Source organism: uncultured Shimia sp. (assembly GCF_947493595.1).
GTDB lineage: Bacteria > Pseudomonadota > Alphaproteobacteria > Rhodobacterales > Rhodobacteraceae > Shimia.
Map to the genome: position 1 here is coordinate 128,126 of NZ_CANLRL010000006.1, position 16,710 is coordinate 144,835.

Here is a 16,710-nt window from a genome sequence, read left to right on the forward strand (position 1 = left end):
TTTTCATTGTGGCTTCAGGAAAATCTAGACCTTAGGCTTGTCGTCATACTGACCCGACAAAATGCGCTGTGCATCCCCTTCCGGATCATTATACTGATCAGATCGCACTGTGTAGACAAATGCGACCAAACCAACGCCCCCCAAAAACAACGAAATTGGAATCAGATAAGACAGAACTTGCATGTCATCCTCTCAGGCGCAGGGCGTTTAGGGAAACTGTAATCGAAGACGTGGACATCGCCAACGCAGCAATCAACGGCGTTGCCAGACCTGCCACGGCCAAAGGCACCGCGACGATGTTGTAGACCGTCGCAATTTGGAAGTTTTCACGGATACGTTTGATCGCGCTCTTGGCAACATCCACCGAATCCGGAATCGGCGAGAGGTCGCCCCCCAAAAGGACAATGTCAGACGCCACACGGGCCGCGTCCAACGCCGAGGCTGGTGAAATTGACACATGCGCCGAAGCAAGCGCCGCGGTGTCATTGAGACCATCGCCAACCATCAGCACAAAATGTCCGTCTGCCGCTAAGGTCTGCACACGCTTGGCTTTGTCTTCCGGCAAAGCTTCGGCCACCCATTTGGCAATGCCCAACCGGTCCGCCAGGCTTTCCACCGCACCGGTGGTGTCACCGGACATCAAGATCACCTCTTTGCCCGCTGCCTGCAGCGCCTTCACACAGGCCTCTGCACCATCGCGCAACGAGTCGGCAAAATAGAACCCAACGGGTGTGCCCTCCCCCACGCTCAAAAACGCGGCTGTCTGGGCCCCTGCCTTGGCGCCAACCCAGGCCGGGCGTCCCAGCCGCACCAACACGCCATCCAACATGCCTTGTGTGCCATAACCCGGCACCTCTTCAATTTCGCTCACCCGCGCCGGACGCACACCGGCCGCTTGCGCGGCTTTGGTGATCGCCGAACTCAGCGGATGCGCCGAGGCCATGGACAGCGCCAGCGCTACGGAGAGGGCTTTTTCTTCAAGTGTCTCAAGATTGATCAGTTCCGGCGCACCCGCTGTCAGCGTCCCTGTTTTGTCAAACACAACGGTGTCGACTTCTGCCAAACGCTCCAACGCGGTGCTGTGTTTGATCAGCATCCCTTTGCGGAACAGCCGTCCCGAAGCAGCAGTCGTCACCGCAGGCACAGCCAGTCCCAGCGCACAGGGGCAGGTGATGATCAAGACAGCCGCCGCGATGTTCAGCGCTGTGCGCATGTCAAACGTAAACAGATACCAGCCAAGAAAGCTCAGAGCAGACAGGATATGCACACCTGGTGCATAGAGTCTTGCGGCCTTATCGGCCAAAGACGTGTAATTTGACCGGCCAGACTCCGCAACCGCCACCAGATCCGCCATTCGGTGCAGACTTGTCTGTTCACCCACCGCGGTCGCGCGGATCATCAATGGCCCTGTCAGGTTCACTTCCCCCGCGCTCACCGCTTGGCCAGGCTCCGCAAACACAGGCAAAGTTTCCCCGGTCAGCAAGGACCGATCCAGTTCTGACCGCCCTTCGACAATCTCGCCATCCACAGGCATACGTCCACCCGGCTTCACCCGGATTAAATCGCCAACGGCAAGCTCTTTCACGGCAACCGTTTCGTCTTGACCGTCCACAACCCGCACAGCGCGAGGCACTTCCAAGGCCGCCAGTTCCTCTGCCGCAGATCGGGCCACCGCCCGTGTGCGGTGATCCAGATACCGACCTGCCAGAAGAAAGAATACAAGCGTCAATGCGGCGTCAAAATAAGCATGCTCGCCTGATAGCGTGGTCTCCCAAAGCGACGTGGCTACCGCCAGCACAATTGCCAGCACAATCGGCACATCCATATTCAGGCGCTTGTGCTTCAATGCGCTCCAGGCGTGCACGAAAAACGGCTTTCCCGAAAAGGCAATCGTCGGCAGCGCAATAGCCGCAGAAATCCAGTGGAACATGTCCCGCGTGGCCGCCTCAGCACCGGACCAAACCGACACCGACAACAGCATCACGTTCATCGATGCAAAGCCAGCCACTGCAAGTCGCATCAACAGATCGCGCCCGGCCTTGTCGTTTTGCGTCGCACTCAATGTGCCTGCATCAAGCTCGTGTGCCTCATAGCCCACTTTTTCCAGAACCGTTGCCAGCTCTTCAGCAGTCACATCAGACGCCGCTTCCACAGACGCGCGTTTGAGCGTCAGATTTACCCGGGCCGAATGCACCCCAGGATGACCGGAAAGCGCAGTTTCCACAGTGGAAATACACGCGGCGCAATGCACGCTTGGCACGGACAAAGCGATACGCGCGTCCTCCTGCAGAGCCCGTTCTGCCAGCGCTTCCGCTGCCGGAGCGGCATCACAGGCTGGACAGGCCGAGATATTTGGGCGCATCGCCGCAGTCATGGCTTAGCTCTTCTCCACACGCAGGATCACACGCTGCTCAAACGGCGTGCCGTCCAACGCAGTGGCATTCATACGAATGTTCCAATTGCCCGGCGCCAGTTCTTCACGGGCCACATAAGCTTTGCCATCAAACTGAAAGTCCGGTGTGCGGTCATCTTGAACATGGGTTGCCCGCCCAAGCACCGCATCCAGATTGGAGACCTGAACCGGCGCACCATGTTCATCGGTGATCGACAGGATCAACAAGCCGCCTTTGGCACGGGCGCTGACATCCCAGCCCAAGGCCTCTTGCGCGTCGCGGCGCGCGTCAAAACTCTGGCTGGCGACATAGGAATTTTTGACTTCCAGCCCCGGGAACGTGGCCACCGCATTCCATGCCAAAAACATGTTCACGGAGATGATGATGCCGAACGCTCCAACAAACACCATCAAGAAGTGTTTGCCAGTGAATTTTCTCTCAGCCATCACTGGCCCTTTCCATTAAATACAGTGTCTTTGTGCACCCGGTCCCCATTGCCTGTGTCCTCAAACCAGAAGCGGAAGTTGGTCAGACTGCCATTGGCTGGCGCCGATCCCGCTGGAGCAATGACATAAACACGTTGGTTTTTCATTTGGTCCGCTGGCACATTTACGGCCTCATATGGGGTGCCTTCAAGCTGCACCCGCAAGTTTGGCTCCCCTTTCAGAGAAATCCGGAACATGCGGTCTTCCCCATGCTTGTTGCGCAGACGCACCTCATAGGTGTTGCGAATTGAGCCATCTGACAAGGTCACAAAGGTGGGATTCCGCACCGGCGCAACGGTGGCTTCAATATCAGAGCGCATAAACAGAGCGACAACAAGCCCGATACCCACAAATGACCACAGCGATGTGTACATGATCGTACGAGGGCGGAAGATGTGTTTCCAAACGCTTTTGGGAGGATTACCTTCACGTTCCCGATCCTCATCGGAAAACGCCAGGTAATCAATCAAGCCACGTGGCTTGCCAACCTTTTCCATCATCTCATCGCAGGCATCAATACAGAGCGCGCAAGTGATACACTCCATCTGCTGCCCGTCGCGGATGTCGATCCCAACTGGGCACACATTCACGCAGGCCATACAGTCGATACAGTCGCCAAGTTCCGTGTCTTGGGTACGCTTGCCTTTGCCGCGCGGCTCTCCACGCCATTCGCGGTAGCCAACAGTCAAAGTGTCCTCATCCATCATCGCGGCTTGGATGCGTGGCCATGGGCAGGCGTAAATACAAATCTGCTCACGGGCAAATCCACCAAAGAAAAAGGTAGTGAACGTCAAAACCGCAACGGTGGTATAGGCGACCGGATGTGCATTACCTGTAACAAGATCCAAAGCCAACGTCGGCGCATCGGCGAAGTAGAACACCCACGCCCCCCCTGTGGCCATCGCAATGATGAGCCAGGAAATCCATTTGGTGACCCGTAGGCGCATTTTGCGGAAGTCCATCTTCTTCTGGCGATGTAGACGCAAGCGCGCATTGCGGTCGCCCTCAATCCAGCGCTCCACGAGAATAAACAAATCCGTCCAAACCGTCTGAGGACAGGCATAGCCGCACCAGACTCGGCCCAAGGCGGATGTGAACAAAAACAGCCCCAACCCCGCCATGATCAACAGACCTGCCACGAAGTAGAACTCATGCGGCCAAATCTCGATCATAAAAAAGAAGAACCGGCGGTTGGCGATATCGATCAAAACCGCCTGATCCGGCAGACTTGGCCCACGGTCCCACCGCAGCATCGGCGTCAGGTAATAAATACCCAACGTGATCGCCATAATGATCCATTTTAGATTACGAAACGGCCCATAAACGCGTTTCGGAAAAATTGGCTCTCGTGCCTCGTACAGGGACGGTGCAGGATTTTTGCTCACGGAATCACCCACATGTTTGGAGAGGAGATTTTTTCGATCTTGTCCCAACGATTGGACGTCAGAACATTGACCTGTGTCAAATCTCACATTTGTGACTCACCTTTTACACCTTTGAGGTTAGAACCACCCTGCGTCAGAGTAGCTCTGCGCGCATTTGCGCAGGGGTGCGACCGGTCCAATTCTGGAACGCGCGATAGAAGGAATTGGGGTCACGATAAGCCAGCAAATAGGAGATTTCCTCAACACTCATGTCCGCTTGACGTAAGTAATGTAAGGATAAATCAGACCGCGTGTCATCCAACACCGATTGGAAGGTCTGCCCTTCTTTGCTCAGATGGCGTTGCAAGCTGCGGCGGCTTGTCACAAGCCGGTCACTCACCGCATCCACCGACGCTTGGCCGGCCGGCAGGAGTTCCAAAAGCGCATTGCGCACCCGCACCGCCATAGACAGGTTCCGCCGATGCTCGGCCAGCTGCCGTGTCAATTCCCGCTCAAACCCAGCCCAAAGCTGCGGGTTCTCGGAGATCAACGGACGATACGCATCTTCCCGCGTCAGTGTCAGCCTTGGTCGTGGCGTGATCACTGCTTTGCGCCCGTAGTGGCGATCAAAAACCGCCTGATCTTCCATAAAGTCCGGCACGCCAACCTCCACCGGCAGGAAATCCACCCCGGTAAACGTGCGGCACATCTCCAGAAAATAGACCATCTCAAACGCCGCCATACATTTCGGCACATCCAGATTGGGTTCGGCCACATCAATATCCAAAACAAGATGCGACTCGGTTTCGGAAACCAAAAGCTTAATGGGTGCGACCAAGGGCTTAAACACCGCCTTGCGCCGCAAGCCCGTGGCGATATTGGGACTGCACGAAAAGGCAAACGCAGCGGGAATGAATGGTCCGCGCGCCATTGCCTTTGCCATCTCTACCACCACTTTGGGATCGTCTATTTCTTCTGAAATCGCGTCCCAGAGCGTGAAGAACTGCTGCGCGGTGACCCCACGGTTTTCCGTGTCGAAGAGATCAACCGGCATCTGGGCACGGCGCAAAACCCGCTCCGGAGAAATCCCGGAAGACCGCAACAGACCACCTGTCGATTTGTTGACCGGATACCGAACCAGCTTGTGCATTTGCGCCTCCCTCTAGGTGAGCTCAACATAAGCCAGATGGCACAGTTCGCCAACCAGATGGCGCAATCCGCGAGAAGATTCAAATGAGGGGAGTAATTGTGGGTGCCAATCTTTCCAGGAAACGCGCGAACAGGACGGAAAGATCGACACCCAACGAGCAGCTCCGGTTGCGGCGTGCTGCCCTTAAGACATTTCTACCAAGGCGGCGCGGTCAAAAACTTGATCTTTGTCAAATTGGCAAAAGAAACCTGTGGTTGGGCACAAAAAAGACCGCCCCGATGTCTCGGAGCGGTCCATGGTCTCACAGTGAGAGGTATTTACTCGCCGCCACCCAACTGGTGCACGTAAGCGGATACCGCACGCACTTGCGCTTCGGTCAAACGATTGCCCCAAGACGGCATCACACCGTAGCGGCTGTAGGTGACCGTCTCCTTGATGGAGTCGTAGTCCCCACCAAACAGCCAAATCGCATCCGCCAGGTTAGGCGCCCCCTGCGACCGATCTCCGGTGCCGTCTTCCATGTGGCAAGAGGAGCATTCATCCGCAAAGACTTCCGCACCTGCCGCCACAACGGAGGCGTCTTTCGCCTCACCAGACAGCGACATCACATAGTTCACAACCGCGTCGATCTGGTCGTCTTCAAGGTAATCATCCCCAAAGGCAGGCATCTCGGAATACCGCGCATCGTCGTCTTCCGTGTTACGGATGCCATGGTTGACCGTCAGGTAGATGTTCTCAATGTCACCGCCCCAGAGCCAGTCGTTGTCCAGCAGGTTGGGATAGCCAACCGCGCCAGCCGCACCAGAACCGTGACACTGTGCACACCAAGTTTTAAACACGGCACCGCCTGCAGATACTGCATAAGGGCCCAACTCAGGATCAGTGGTGATCTGGGTCAGCTCAGCGGCTTCCAGCTTGGCGTTGATTGGCGCCAGCTTGTCTTCGGCCGCCTGTATGTCAGCTGCAACGTTGGCACGTGTCGACCATCCCAGAACGCCTTTGGTGGCACCAGTGATACCCGGCCATGCTGGATACGCAATGACATAGCCAATGCCCCAGATGATGGTGACGTAGAACACCCACAGCCACCAACGCGGCATAGGATTGTCAAATTCTTCAATCCCATCCCAAACGTGGCCGGTGGTGTTTGGATCGCTGTCAAACTTTTTTGATGGCTTGCTCATGTCCGTGCCTCCTCAGTCGTGGCCGGTTTATCTTCATGACGGAACGGAATGCTGGCCGTGTCTTGGTACTCTTTGCTGGCACCAGGGCGGAACACCCACAGCACAATCGCAAGGAAGAACATGAACAAGAACAGAAGCATCCAGCTGTCCGCGAACTCTCGCAGGAAGGAATAGGTTTCCATTAGATCCCCTCCTTACCGCGACGCCGCCGGGGTGAAGGTCGAGAAATCAACCAACGTGCCCAACATCTGAAGATACGCAATCATCGCGTCCATTTCGGACACACCAGGCTGCCCGTCGAAGTTACGCACATTCACGCTCACTTCGCCGTAGCGCTCCAGAAGACCGTCATAATCGCTGTCCGGATCAGCCTGCGCCATGAAGTCAGACTGGGCATTTTCCAGCATATCTTCGGTGTAAGGCACACCCACAATCGCGTTCGCTTTCATCACGTCACCGATGTACTTGCCATCGATCATCTTCTTCTCGAGGAAGCCATACTTCGGCATGATCGATTCAGGAACCACGGACTGCGGGTTGCGCATGTGGTCCAGATGCCAATCATCGGAGTAACGGCCACCCACACGGGCAAGGTCAGGACCTGTCCGCTTGGAGCCCCACTGGAACGGGTGATCGTATTTGGATTCCGCTGCCAGCGAGTAGTGACCGTAGCGCTCCACCTCGTCACGCATTGGACGGATCATCTGGCTGTGGCAGACATAGCAGCCTTCACGCAGATAGATGTCGCGTCCCGCGAGTTCGAGAGGGGTGTAGGGGCGCATGCCCTCTACATCCTCAATGGTGTTTTCGAGCCAGAACAAAGGCGCGATTTGTACGATGCCACCGATGGTTACGACCAGGAAGCTGCAAACAAGCAGGAGGGTCGCGTTGGTCTCGAGGATCTTATGTTTGTCGAGAATAGCCATAGCTGCCGGCCCTCCTTATTCAGCCGGGACTGCGACGGACAGGCTGGCTTCTTTGGCCGGTGCCTTACGTACAGTCATCCACAGGTTGTAGCACATGATGATGGAACCGGTGAGGAACATAACCCCGCCCAGACCACGCACGATGTTCATCGGTTTCTTCGCAGCCACAGTGTCGGCAAAGGAGTTCACCAGGAAGCCATTGGCATCCACTTCACGCCACATCAGGCCTTCCATGATACCGGTCACCCACATGGACGCCGCATAGAGCACGATGCCGATGGTGGCGAGCCAGAAGTGCCAGCTCACAAGCTGCAGCGAGTACAAACGCTCACGTTTCCACAACACAGGCACCAGGAAGTAGAGACAGCCAAAGGTGATCATGCCGTTCCAACCCAACGCACCGGAGTGCACGTGACCAATGGTCCAGTCGGTGTAGTGAGACAGCGAGTTCACGGCGCGGATCGACATCATTGGACCTTCAAAGGTCGACATGCCGTAGAAACCCACCGAGATCACCATCATACGAATCACAGGGTCGGTGCGCAGCTTGTCCCAGGCACCAGACAGGGTCATCAGACCGTTGATCATACCACCCCAAGACGGCATCCACAGCACCACGGAGAACACCATACCAAGGGTCGAGGCCCAGTCAGGCAGCGCGGTGTAGTGCAGGTGGTGCGGACCAGCCCAGATATACAGGAAGATCAGTGCCCAGAAGTGGATGATCGACAGCTTGTAAGAGAACACCGGACGTTCGGCCTGTTTCGGGATGAAGTAGTACATCATGCCCAGGAAGCCCGCGGTCAGGAAGAAGCCCACAGCGTTGTGGCCGTACCACCACTGCACCATCGCATCTTGCACACCGGCCCAGACAATAACGGATTTGGAGCCGAAGATGGACACAGGAATGGTCAGGTTGTTGACCACGTGCAGCATCGCAACGGTGACGATAAACGCCAGGAAGAACCAGTTGGCCACATAGATGTGCGGCTCTTTCCGCTTGATCACGGTTCCGAGAAACACTGCCAAGTAAGCCACCCAAACAACGGTCAGCCACAGGTCAACATACCATTCAGGTTCCGCGTATTCCTTGGACTGCGTACCGCCCAGAAGGTAGCCTGTCGCTGCCAGAACGATAAAAAGCTGGTAGCCCCAGAAGACAAACCAACCAAGATTGCCCCCCCACAGCCGCGCCGCGCTGGTGCGCTGCACAACGTAAAAGGACGTCGCGATCAGCGCGTTACCGCCAAACGCAAAAATCACCGCCGAAGTGTGCAGCGGGCGCAAACGACCAAAGTTGGCGTAACCCTGTGCCCACTCAAAGTTGAGCACCGGGAAGGCCAGCTGGAACGCGATAAACACCCCTGCCAGAAACCCAACGACCCCCCAAAAAGCGGTTGCGATCACGCCGTAGCGGATCACGTCATCCATATATTCATCCTGCGCATGCACCGTGACGGTGCCCATGCCACGCAGGACCCAAATAAACAGCCCAAAGGACACGCCCGAAATAATCAGGGCGTGTACCATATAAGCTAAATCACGCGCATAGTTGGCCGCTATCAACGCAAAAAACGTGATGAGGCCTAGCGCGATCAGCTTGAAGTAATTTACCATTTCGCGTCCCTTCGTCTTGCCCTGCCCGATTCTTCTCCGGGCTTGGGGCGGATTTGACCAATCGTCTTTTGCAGGTGCAGCGAAACTTTCGCTTTGATCTGGGTCAAGGAAACTGACGGAGATCTCTGTCTGTATCTACTTCAAGAGAAACGGCTTTATCTACACCTACAAAGAAAAGTCGTATGCAATTTACACCTTTCCATAACACGGGTGAGTGACAATGAACTACAAATCTTTGCTGTGCGTTCTGACGGACTCTGACTTCACGGCTGCGCCTTTGGCGCAGGCAATTGCCCTGGCGGAAGCTCAAGATGCGCATCTGGATGTGTTGGCGCTTGGGGTTGATCGTTCGCAAACAGGCTACTTCTATGCGGGTGCCGACGCGCTTTTGATGCAGGAAATGCTCAAACGCGCCCATGAAGAGGCAGACGCTATCAAAGTGGCGGCAGAGGCTGCTTTGTCCAACACGGACATCCGCTGGGCCTGCGATACCGGCGTCACACAGATTGCCGACCTGGGGCGACATGTGGCCGCACGCTCGCGTTTCTCCGACCTTGTCGTCCTGCCAAAGCCCTACGGCAAGAATCAAGGCACTGAGCTCGAACCCACTTTGGAAGCGGCCTTGTTTGAAGGTCAGGCCCCGGTCCTGATGGTGCCTGAAACCGCAGCGCCCATTGCGACCCCCAAAACCATTTCTATTGGCTGGAACGAAAGCGCTGAGGCGCTGGTTGCCACCCGCGCGGCGCTGCCGTTCCTGAAAGCGGCAGATCTGGTGCATGTGGTGGTGATTGATCCCCCCACCCACGGCCCAAACCGCTCTGATCCCGGCGGGCTAATCTCGCAATTTCTGTCGCGCCATGGCGTGCGTGTCGAGGTTGACGTGCTGTCCAAAACCCAGCCCCGCGTCTCTGACGTGCTGCTGCGCCACGCCACCGACACCAAGACCGATATGATTGTAATGGGCGCCTACGGCCATTCGCGGTTCCGCGAAGCCATCTTGGGCGGTGCCACCCGCAACATGCTGGAACAAGCCGATATTCCGGTGTTCCTGTCGCACTAATCAAACCCATTTTGCCAGCCGATGTGTCGTGGGACACGCATCGGCTTGGCAAAACAAAAGGCGGGGACTACCCCGCCTTTTTCTATGTCTGAATGTGCGCTGTCCTTAGGCCATCATCCCACCGTCGGCGTCATCACCTGCCTCGTCCATCAGGCGCTCAAAGCTGGGCACCGTCACGTGGCGTTTGCCTTGCAGCTCGATCACCCCGTCCCGCTTGAGCGCAGACATCTGGCGGCTCACGGTTTCAAGCGTCAACCCAAGGTAGTCGGCCATCGCTTCGCGGGTCAGCGGCAGATCAAACACAATCTTGCCAATGGTGCCTTCCAGTTTCAGCGAGGCATCCCGACGCCCGATGATCGACAGCAGGCTGGCAATTTTCTCCCGCGCTGTCTTGCGGCCAAGCACCAACATCCACTCGCGCGCAGCGTCCAATTCATCCAGCGTCATTTCCAGCAACCGCTGCGCCACATGAGGTGTTTCCACCATCATGGCCTCAAACGGTTTGCGTCGGAAGCAGCACATCACCAGATCCGTGGTCGCAACCACGTCATAAGACGCGGTTTCCCGTCCCGGTCGACCAACAAAATCACTGGGCAGCAAGAGGCCCACCATCTGTGTCCGGCCGTCTTCCATCGTTTGCGTCAACGAGGCGATTCCTGACACGACAGAGCCCACAAACTCCATGCGGTCGCCGGACCAGATCACAGTCTGGCCTGCTTCAAAGCTGCGGTAGTATTTGATTCCATCCAAGGTCTCGAGTTCGTCCGCATCACAGCGCGCGCACACAGCACGGTGTTTGATCGGGCAACTTTCGCAGCCAATTGTAAGGTCCAATGTCTCGTTCATAACCTGTTCATACCTAGACTTGATCTGGGTCAAGGGTTCGCATTTCCCATTTCTCTATGAGTACGCTCATGGAACAGGAAAAACAATTGGCCAAACTCGGACTGTTTGACGCGAAAGTTCCGCGTTACACAAGCTATCCGACAGCCCCGCACTTTAACAACGACGTGACGCCAGACACTTATAAGGCGTGGATTGAAGCGATTCCAACCGGTTCGCAAGTCTCACTTTACGTGCATGTGCCGTTTTGTCGCCGCCTCTGCTGGTTCTGCGCCTGCCGCACCCAAGGCACGTCCACGCTCTCTCCGGTTGCCGCGTATGTGGAGACGTTGAAGGACGAACTCAAAATTCTAAAGGCGTCACTGCCTAAAGACGTCACACTCTCTCGTTTGCATTGGGGTGGCGGCACGCCAACCCTGCTTGACCCTGGCATGATGGAAGACTTGGCTGGCGCCATCTTCGACGTCGCGCCCATGGCAGCGGACGGTGAGTTCTCGGTTGAGATTGATCCAAATGAGATCGACGACGCGCGTCTGGCTGTACTTGCCAAAGCAGGCATGAACCGCGCCTCCATTGGCGTGCAGGATTTTGACGACGAAATCCAAAAAACCATTGGCCGTATTCAAGGCTATGACATCACCCGCGATGCGGTTGAGATGATCCGCGCACATGGCGTGAAAAGCGTAAACGCCGATATTCTCTTCGGCCTGCCACATCAGACCCAGGCCCGCATCACTGAAAGCGTCCAGAAACTCCTGTCGCTCTCCCCCGATCGCGTGGCGCTTTATGGCTATGCCCACGTGCCATGGATGGCCAAGCGGCAACAAATGATCCCGTCAGACGCGCTGCCAACCCCACAAGAACGCCTCGCGCTCTATGAAACCGCGCGCAAGCTCTTCCTCTGGGACGACTACGACGAAATTGGCATCGACCACTTCGCCACCAAATCAGACGGCCTGTCCGTGGCCCAACGCAATGGCACACTGCGCCGTAACTTCCAGGGCTACACCGACGACACGGCTGACGTGTTGCTTGCGGTTGGTGCGTCGTCCATCGCGCGCTTCCCGCAAGGGTTCGCACAAAACGCGCCGGCCACCTCGGCTCACACTGGCGCGATCCGTGAAGGACGTTTCTCTACCTCTCGTGGCCACACCTTCACCGACGATGACCGCCTGCGTGGCCGCCTGATCGAAGCTCTGATGTGTGACTTCCGCATTGATGCGGATGAGATTGTTAACCGTTTTGACATCACCCGCGCCGAGCTCAATGAGATGTTCTCCAAAGTCACGGCAGAATTTCCAGACGTGCTGGCACTGGAAAGCGGCGCTTTGGTCATCCCGGAGGCAACACGCCCGCTGACCCGCATCATTGCGCGCGCGTTTGACGCCTATGACATGAGCAAAGCTCAACACAGCGCGGCAATCTGATCTCTCCGACCTATTAAGACAAAAAGGCCGGCCCCCTGGGCTGGCCTATTTTGGTTCTGGCACCCACTGGTAACACGTGTCGAACTCTTCTTGGGTCGTTACCTCAAACCCATGCAGGCGGTAGAATTTGTTGGCCGGGCTCCCATTAAGCGCCATCAACCGCACTGGCAGGTCACGCTCCGACGCATCACGCAAAATCCATTGCAGGATCATACTCCCGATCCCACGCCCTTGCTCCTCAGGCGCGATATAGAAATGATCGAGGTACAGGTGGTCCTCGCAGTCGCGCAGCTCAAAAAAACCCAGCAATTGTTTGCCGGAAAATACCAACGTGGTGTCTTCGGGCACAAACGTGTCCAAAAACCGCCGCCGCGCCCGCTCCTGATTGAACCGACCCACAGCTTCAAGACTTGGCCGCATCGCCTTCACACGAAGGTTGGCCAATCGCTTTGCATCAGTTGGCTTGGCAGCATCAAAACGAAGACTGGTCACCCTGGGGCCGCCGCCAGCAATTCACGTGTGTAATCGGTCTGTGGGTTGTCAAACAGCGCCTCAGAGTCACCATGCTCCACCACATCCCCCGCCTTCATCACCATGATTTTGTGGCTCATCGCCCGCACCACATGCAGATCATGGCTGATGAACAGATAGGCCAACCCATATTTTTTCTGCAAGTTCCGCAGCAGGTCCACAATCTGCACCTGCACCGTCATATCGAGCGCCGACGTCGGCTCATCCAGCACAACCAGCTTGGGCCGCAAGATCATCGCCCGCGCAATGGCAATCCGCTGCCGCTGACCTCCGGAAAACTCATGCGGGTAGCGATCCATCGCCGCCGGATCGAGGCCCACCTCAACCATAACCTCGCCAACCAGCGTACGCGTGTCGCGCCCATCCGGGTTGCCATGCACACCAAGCCCTTCGGAGATGATCTGTTCACAGGTCATACGTGGGCTCAGGCTGCCAAACGGGTCTTGAAACACAATCTGCATGTCCTTGCGCAACGCTCGCAACTCTTTGGTGCTCCACTGCCGCACATCATGGCCGTCGAAGGTGATTTTGCCCTCACTGCCAATCAACCGCATGATCGCCAAGGCCAGCGTGGTCTTGCCGGAGCCACTTTCCCCCACAATGCCCAAGGTCTCCCCCGCCCGCACGGACAGGCTGGAATCATTCACCGCTTTCACATGGCCAACCGTTCGCTTGAGCAATCCCTGCTGGATCGGGAACCACACCCGCAAGTTCTCAGTCGACACCATTTCTTCGGCGTTGCTTTCCACCGGCTCAGGAATGCCGCTTGCCTGCGCACTCAACAGAAGCTGCGTGTAAGGATGCTGCGGATTGTCGAAAATCTCGGACACCGGTCCGGCTTCAACAATCTCGCCATCCTTCATGACGCACACTTTGTCGGCAATCCGCCGCACCACGCCAAGATCATGGGTGATGAATAACAACCCCATGCCTTCGCTGGCCTTCAACTCCGCAAGCAGCTCCAAAATCTGCGCCTGAATGGTCACGTCCAGCGCCGTCGTTGGCTCATCGGCAATCAGGATGTCCGGCTTGTTGGCCAGCGCCATAGCAATCATCACCCGCTGCCGCTGCCCACCGGACAGCTGGTGGGGATAAGAGCTCAACCGTTGTTCTGCATCACGCAGCCCAACCTTCTCCAGCAACTCCAACACCCGCGCACGCGCCTTATCACCAGTTACCCCTTGGTGCAGCGCCAGGCTTTCCGCCAGTTGCTTATCGATGGTGTGCAACGGGTTTAACGAGGTCATCGGCTCCTGAAAGATAAAGCTGATGTCGTTGCCGCGCACCTTGCGCAGCAGCTTACCCGATGCGCCAACCATCTGTTGACCGTCATAGGTCACCGAGCCCGCAACCTCTGCGCTCTCCGGCAACAAAGACACGGTAGACAAGGCTGTGACCGACTTGCCGGACCCGGACTCGCCTACCAACGCCACGGTCTCACCGCGATCCACGGTGAAGGACACGCCTTTCACGGCTTCAACCCGCTCTCCGTCCTGCCGGAATGCCACGCGTAGGCCTTTGACCTCCAAAACGCTCATGAAAAAGTCTTCCTTGGGTCAAACGCATCGCGCACGCCTTCAAAGATGAAGACCAGAAGCGACAGCATGATGGCAAAGGTGAAAAACGCGGTGAAAGCCAACCACGGCGCCTGTAGGTTTTGCTTCGCCTGAAGTGTCAGCTCGCCAAGGCTTGGCGCCGAGGACGGCAAACCAAAGCCTAGGAAATCCAGCCCAGCCAGCGTGCTGATCGTGCCCGTCACGATAAACGGCAACATGGTCACGGTCGCCACCATCGCGTTAGGCAACATATGGCGGAACATGATCACCCGGTTGGACACGCCCAGCGCTTTGGCCGCACGCACATATTCAAGGTTGCGCGCCCGCAGGAACTCTGCCCGCACTACACCCACCAACGCTGTCCAACTGAACAACACTGTCAGTAAGACCAACAGCCAGAAGCTGCGCCCCAAAATCGCGAACATAATGATGATGATATACAGACTTGGCGTCGCCCCCCAAATCTCGATCACCCGCTGAAAAATCAGATCCACCCAACCGCCAAAATAGCCTTGAACAGCGCCTGCGAAGATACCGATCAAGCTCGCCGCTGTGGTCACCACCAAGGTGAAGATAATCGACAGTCGGAAGCCATAGATCACGCGCGCCAACACATCACGCTTGCGGTCATCGGTGCCCAGCCAATTCTGGCTGTCAGGCGGCAACGGCGCCGCACCTGCGCGATCCACGGGGGTGTCGTAGCTGTAGGGGATCGGGGGCCAGAGCGTCCAACCTTTTTTGAAATCTGCATGGTCAAAGGTGCCATCCGCAACCTGTTCCAGCATGTCTTCCGGCACATCAAAACAATCTTCAATACCGCCGGTAGTGATCAAACACTCCACCACAGGATCGTTGTAAACCGCCTCGGTTTTGAAGTCCCCGCCAAAGGTGGTCTCAGGGTAAAAGTTGAAGATCGGCGTATAGAATTCCCCCCGATAGTTGATCAGGATCGGCCGGTCATTTGCGATAAACTCCGCAAACAGCGACAGCACAAACACCACCGAAAAAATGACTAAAGACCAAAGGGCGCGCCGGTTGCGCTTAAAATTGCTCCAGCGCCGTTGATTTAGGGGAGACAATGCCATCAGCCTTCCCTCTTCTCAAAATCAATCCGCGGATCGACAAACACATACATCATGTCAGAAAGGATCCCGACCACGAGGCCAATGAGGCCAAAGACAAACAACGTGCCAAAGATCACCGGATAGTCCCGCGCCACAGCAGCTTCAAAACCCAGCCGCCCCAATCCGTCGAGCGAGAAGATCGTCTCGATCAGCACCGATCCGCCAAAGAACACGCCGATAAACACAGCCGGAAAACCCGCGATCACAATCAACATCGCATTGCGGAACACATGGCCATAGAGCACACGCTTTTCCGTCAGCCCTTTGGCCCGCGCCGTCATCACATAGTGTTTCTTGATCTCATCCAGAAAGCTGTTCTTGGTCAGCAACGTCAGCGTCGCAAACGCCGCAATGGTCGAGGCCAGAACCGGCAAAGTTATGTGCCAGAAGTAATCCAACACTTTTCCGATCATCGTCAGGTCTTCAAAATTGTCCGATGTCAGTCCGCGCAGTGGGAAAATCTTCCAATAGGACCCTCCAGCGAAAAGCACCAATAGCATGATCGCAAACAAGAACCCCGGAATGGCATAGCCCACAATAATTGCACCAGACGTCCAGGTATCAAACGGCGTGCCATCTTTCACTGCCTTGCGAATACCGAGGGGTATCGACACCGCATAAGCAATCAAAGTTGCCCAAAGCCCCAGCGTTATCGACACCGGCATTTTCTCAAGCACCAGATCGATCACGCTGATTTTGCGGAAATAGCTCTCACCAAAATCCAAGCGCATATAGTTGCCCATCATGGTCAGAAAGCGCTCCAACGGCGGCTTATCAAAGCCAAACTCTTTCTCCAGCTCCTCAATGAACTCTTTGGGCAAGCCCCTTGCCCCCAAATATTCACTATCAGAGCCGAAGGTCTCCTCCGTGGCGATGTCTTCACCACCACCGGCAAAGCCCGCAAACACGTCGCCTTCGCCCTGCATCTTGGCAAGAACCTGCTCCACAGGCCCGCCAGGAACAAACTGCACCAGAGAGAAGTTGATGATCATGACCCCAAGCAAGGTTGGGATCACAAGCAATAGTCGTCGGAGGATATAGGCGCCCACC

At 56.3% G+C, this 16,710-nt stretch carries 16 protein-coding genes; 2 read left to right on the plus strand and 14 right to left on the minus strand.

Annotated elements, in window-relative coordinates:
• Positions 1-24: 24 nt before the first annotated feature.
• The 9 genes from ccoS to ccoN all read right to left on the minus strand — a co-directional run bounded on the left by ccoS (position 25) and on the right by ccoN (position 9,119).
• Complete coding sequence (ccoS, locus tag Q0955_RS14810; protein WP_299425453.1) at positions 25-183, minus strand: cbb3-type cytochrome oxidase assembly protein CcoS; 159 nt, start codon at positions 181-183, stop codon at positions 25-27.
• 1 nt (position 184) lies between these two features.
• The gene (locus Q0955_RS14815; RefSeq protein WP_299425455.1) at positions 185-2,374 is read right to left on the minus strand and encodes a heavy metal translocating P-type ATPase; all 2,190 of its coding nucleotides are present in this window, start codon (positions 2,372-2,374) and stop codon (positions 185-187) included.
• A gap of 3 nt (positions 2,375-2,377) precedes the next feature.
• Positions 2,378-2,839 carry a FixH family protein gene (locus tag Q0955_RS14820; protein WP_299425458.1) on the minus strand — a complete coding sequence of 154 codons (462 nt, stop codon included), beginning with the start codon at positions 2,837-2,839 and terminating at the stop codon, positions 2,378-2,380.
• The gene (ccoG, locus tag Q0955_RS14825; RefSeq protein ID WP_299425461.1) at positions 2,839-4,263 is read right to left on the minus strand and encodes a cytochrome c oxidase accessory protein CcoG; all 1,425 of its coding nucleotides are present in this window, start codon (positions 4,261-4,263) and stop codon (positions 2,839-2,841) included. Before ccoG ends, Q0955_RS14820 begins: the two co-directional genes overlap by 1 nt.
• 133 nt (positions 4,264-4,396) lie before the next feature.
• A complete protein-coding gene (locus tag Q0955_RS14830; RefSeq protein ID WP_299425464.1) occupies positions 4,397-5,392 on the minus strand; it encodes an AraC family transcriptional regulator in 996 nt (331 codons plus the stop codon).
• Between the two features lie 317 nt (positions 5,393-5,709).
• Positions 5,710-6,576 carry a cytochrome-c oxidase, cbb3-type subunit III gene (gene ccoP, locus Q0955_RS14835; protein WP_299425466.1) on the minus strand — a complete coding sequence of 289 codons (867 nt, stop codon included), beginning with the start codon at positions 6,574-6,576 and terminating at the stop codon, positions 5,710-5,712.
• Positions 6,573-6,758 carry a cbb3-type cytochrome c oxidase subunit 3 gene (locus Q0955_RS14840; RefSeq protein WP_299425469.1) on the minus strand — a complete coding sequence of 62 codons (186 nt, stop codon included), beginning with the start codon at positions 6,756-6,758 and terminating at the stop codon, positions 6,573-6,575. Before Q0955_RS14840 ends, ccoP begins: the two co-directional genes overlap by 4 nt.
• A 12-nt stretch (positions 6,759-6,770) precedes the next feature.
• The gene (ccoO, locus tag Q0955_RS14845; protein ID WP_299425472.1) at positions 6,771-7,502 is read right to left on the minus strand and encodes a cytochrome-c oxidase, cbb3-type subunit II; all 732 of its coding nucleotides are present in this window, start codon (positions 7,500-7,502) and stop codon (positions 6,771-6,773) included.
• Between the two features lie 15 nt (positions 7,503-7,517).
• Positions 7,518-9,119, minus strand: coding sequence for a cytochrome-c oxidase, cbb3-type subunit I (gene ccoN / locus Q0955_RS14850; RefSeq protein ID WP_299425474.1), 1,602 nt, complete (start codon positions 9,117-9,119; stop codon positions 7,518-7,520).
• Positions 9,120-9,339: 220 nt separating this feature from the next.
• Here ccoN and Q0955_RS14855 point away from each other — a divergent pair, with 220 nt between their 5' ends.
• Positions 9,340-10,179 (plus strand): universal stress protein, encoded by an 840-nt coding sequence (locus Q0955_RS14855; protein ID WP_299425477.1) that lies wholly within the window; start codon positions 9,340-9,342, stop codon positions 10,177-10,179.
• A gap of 105 nt (positions 10,180-10,284) precedes the next feature.
• On the opposite strand, the gene fnrL is transcribed toward Q0955_RS14855, so the two are convergent.
• Positions 10,285-11,025, minus strand: coding sequence for a transcriptional regulator FnrL (gene fnrL / locus Q0955_RS14860; protein ID WP_299425479.1), 741 nt, complete (start codon positions 11,023-11,025; stop codon positions 10,285-10,287).
• Between the two features lie 68 nt (positions 11,026-11,093).
• On the opposite strand from fnrL, the gene hemN reads away from it, so the two are divergent.
• Positions 11,094-12,449: an oxygen-independent coproporphyrinogen III oxidase gene (gene hemN / locus Q0955_RS14865; RefSeq protein WP_299425481.1), complete on the plus strand. Its 1,356-nt coding sequence runs from the start codon at positions 11,094-11,096 to the stop codon at positions 12,447-12,449.
• 45 nt (positions 12,450-12,494) lie between these two features.
• Here the strand turns inward: hemN and Q0955_RS14870 are convergent, their stop codons facing one another.
• From Q0955_RS14870 to Q0955_RS14885, 4 genes are read right to left on the minus strand one after another with little or no spacing between them, the layout of a single operon-like run.
• Positions 12,495-12,941 carry a GNAT family N-acetyltransferase gene (locus Q0955_RS14870; RefSeq protein ID WP_299425484.1) on the minus strand — a complete coding sequence of 149 codons (447 nt, stop codon included), beginning with the start codon at positions 12,939-12,941 and terminating at the stop codon, positions 12,495-12,497.
• Positions 12,938-14,518, minus strand: a complete 1,581-nt coding sequence (locus Q0955_RS14875) for an ABC transporter ATP-binding protein (RefSeq protein ID WP_299425485.1) — start codon at positions 14,516-14,518, stop codon at positions 12,938-12,940. Before Q0955_RS14875 ends, Q0955_RS14870 begins: the two co-directional genes overlap by 4 nt.
• Positions 14,515-15,621 (minus strand): ABC transporter permease, encoded by a 1,107-nt coding sequence (locus Q0955_RS14880; protein ID WP_299425488.1) that lies wholly within the window; start codon positions 15,619-15,621, stop codon positions 14,515-14,517. The genes Q0955_RS14875 and Q0955_RS14880 overlap by 4 nt, the downstream gene beginning before the upstream one ends.
• Complete coding sequence (locus Q0955_RS14885; protein WP_299425491.1) at positions 15,621-16,709, minus strand: microcin C ABC transporter permease YejB; 1,089 nt, start codon at positions 16,707-16,709, stop codon at positions 15,621-15,623. Before Q0955_RS14885 ends, Q0955_RS14880 begins: the two co-directional genes overlap by 1 nt.
• Position 16,710 lies beyond the last annotated feature (1 nt).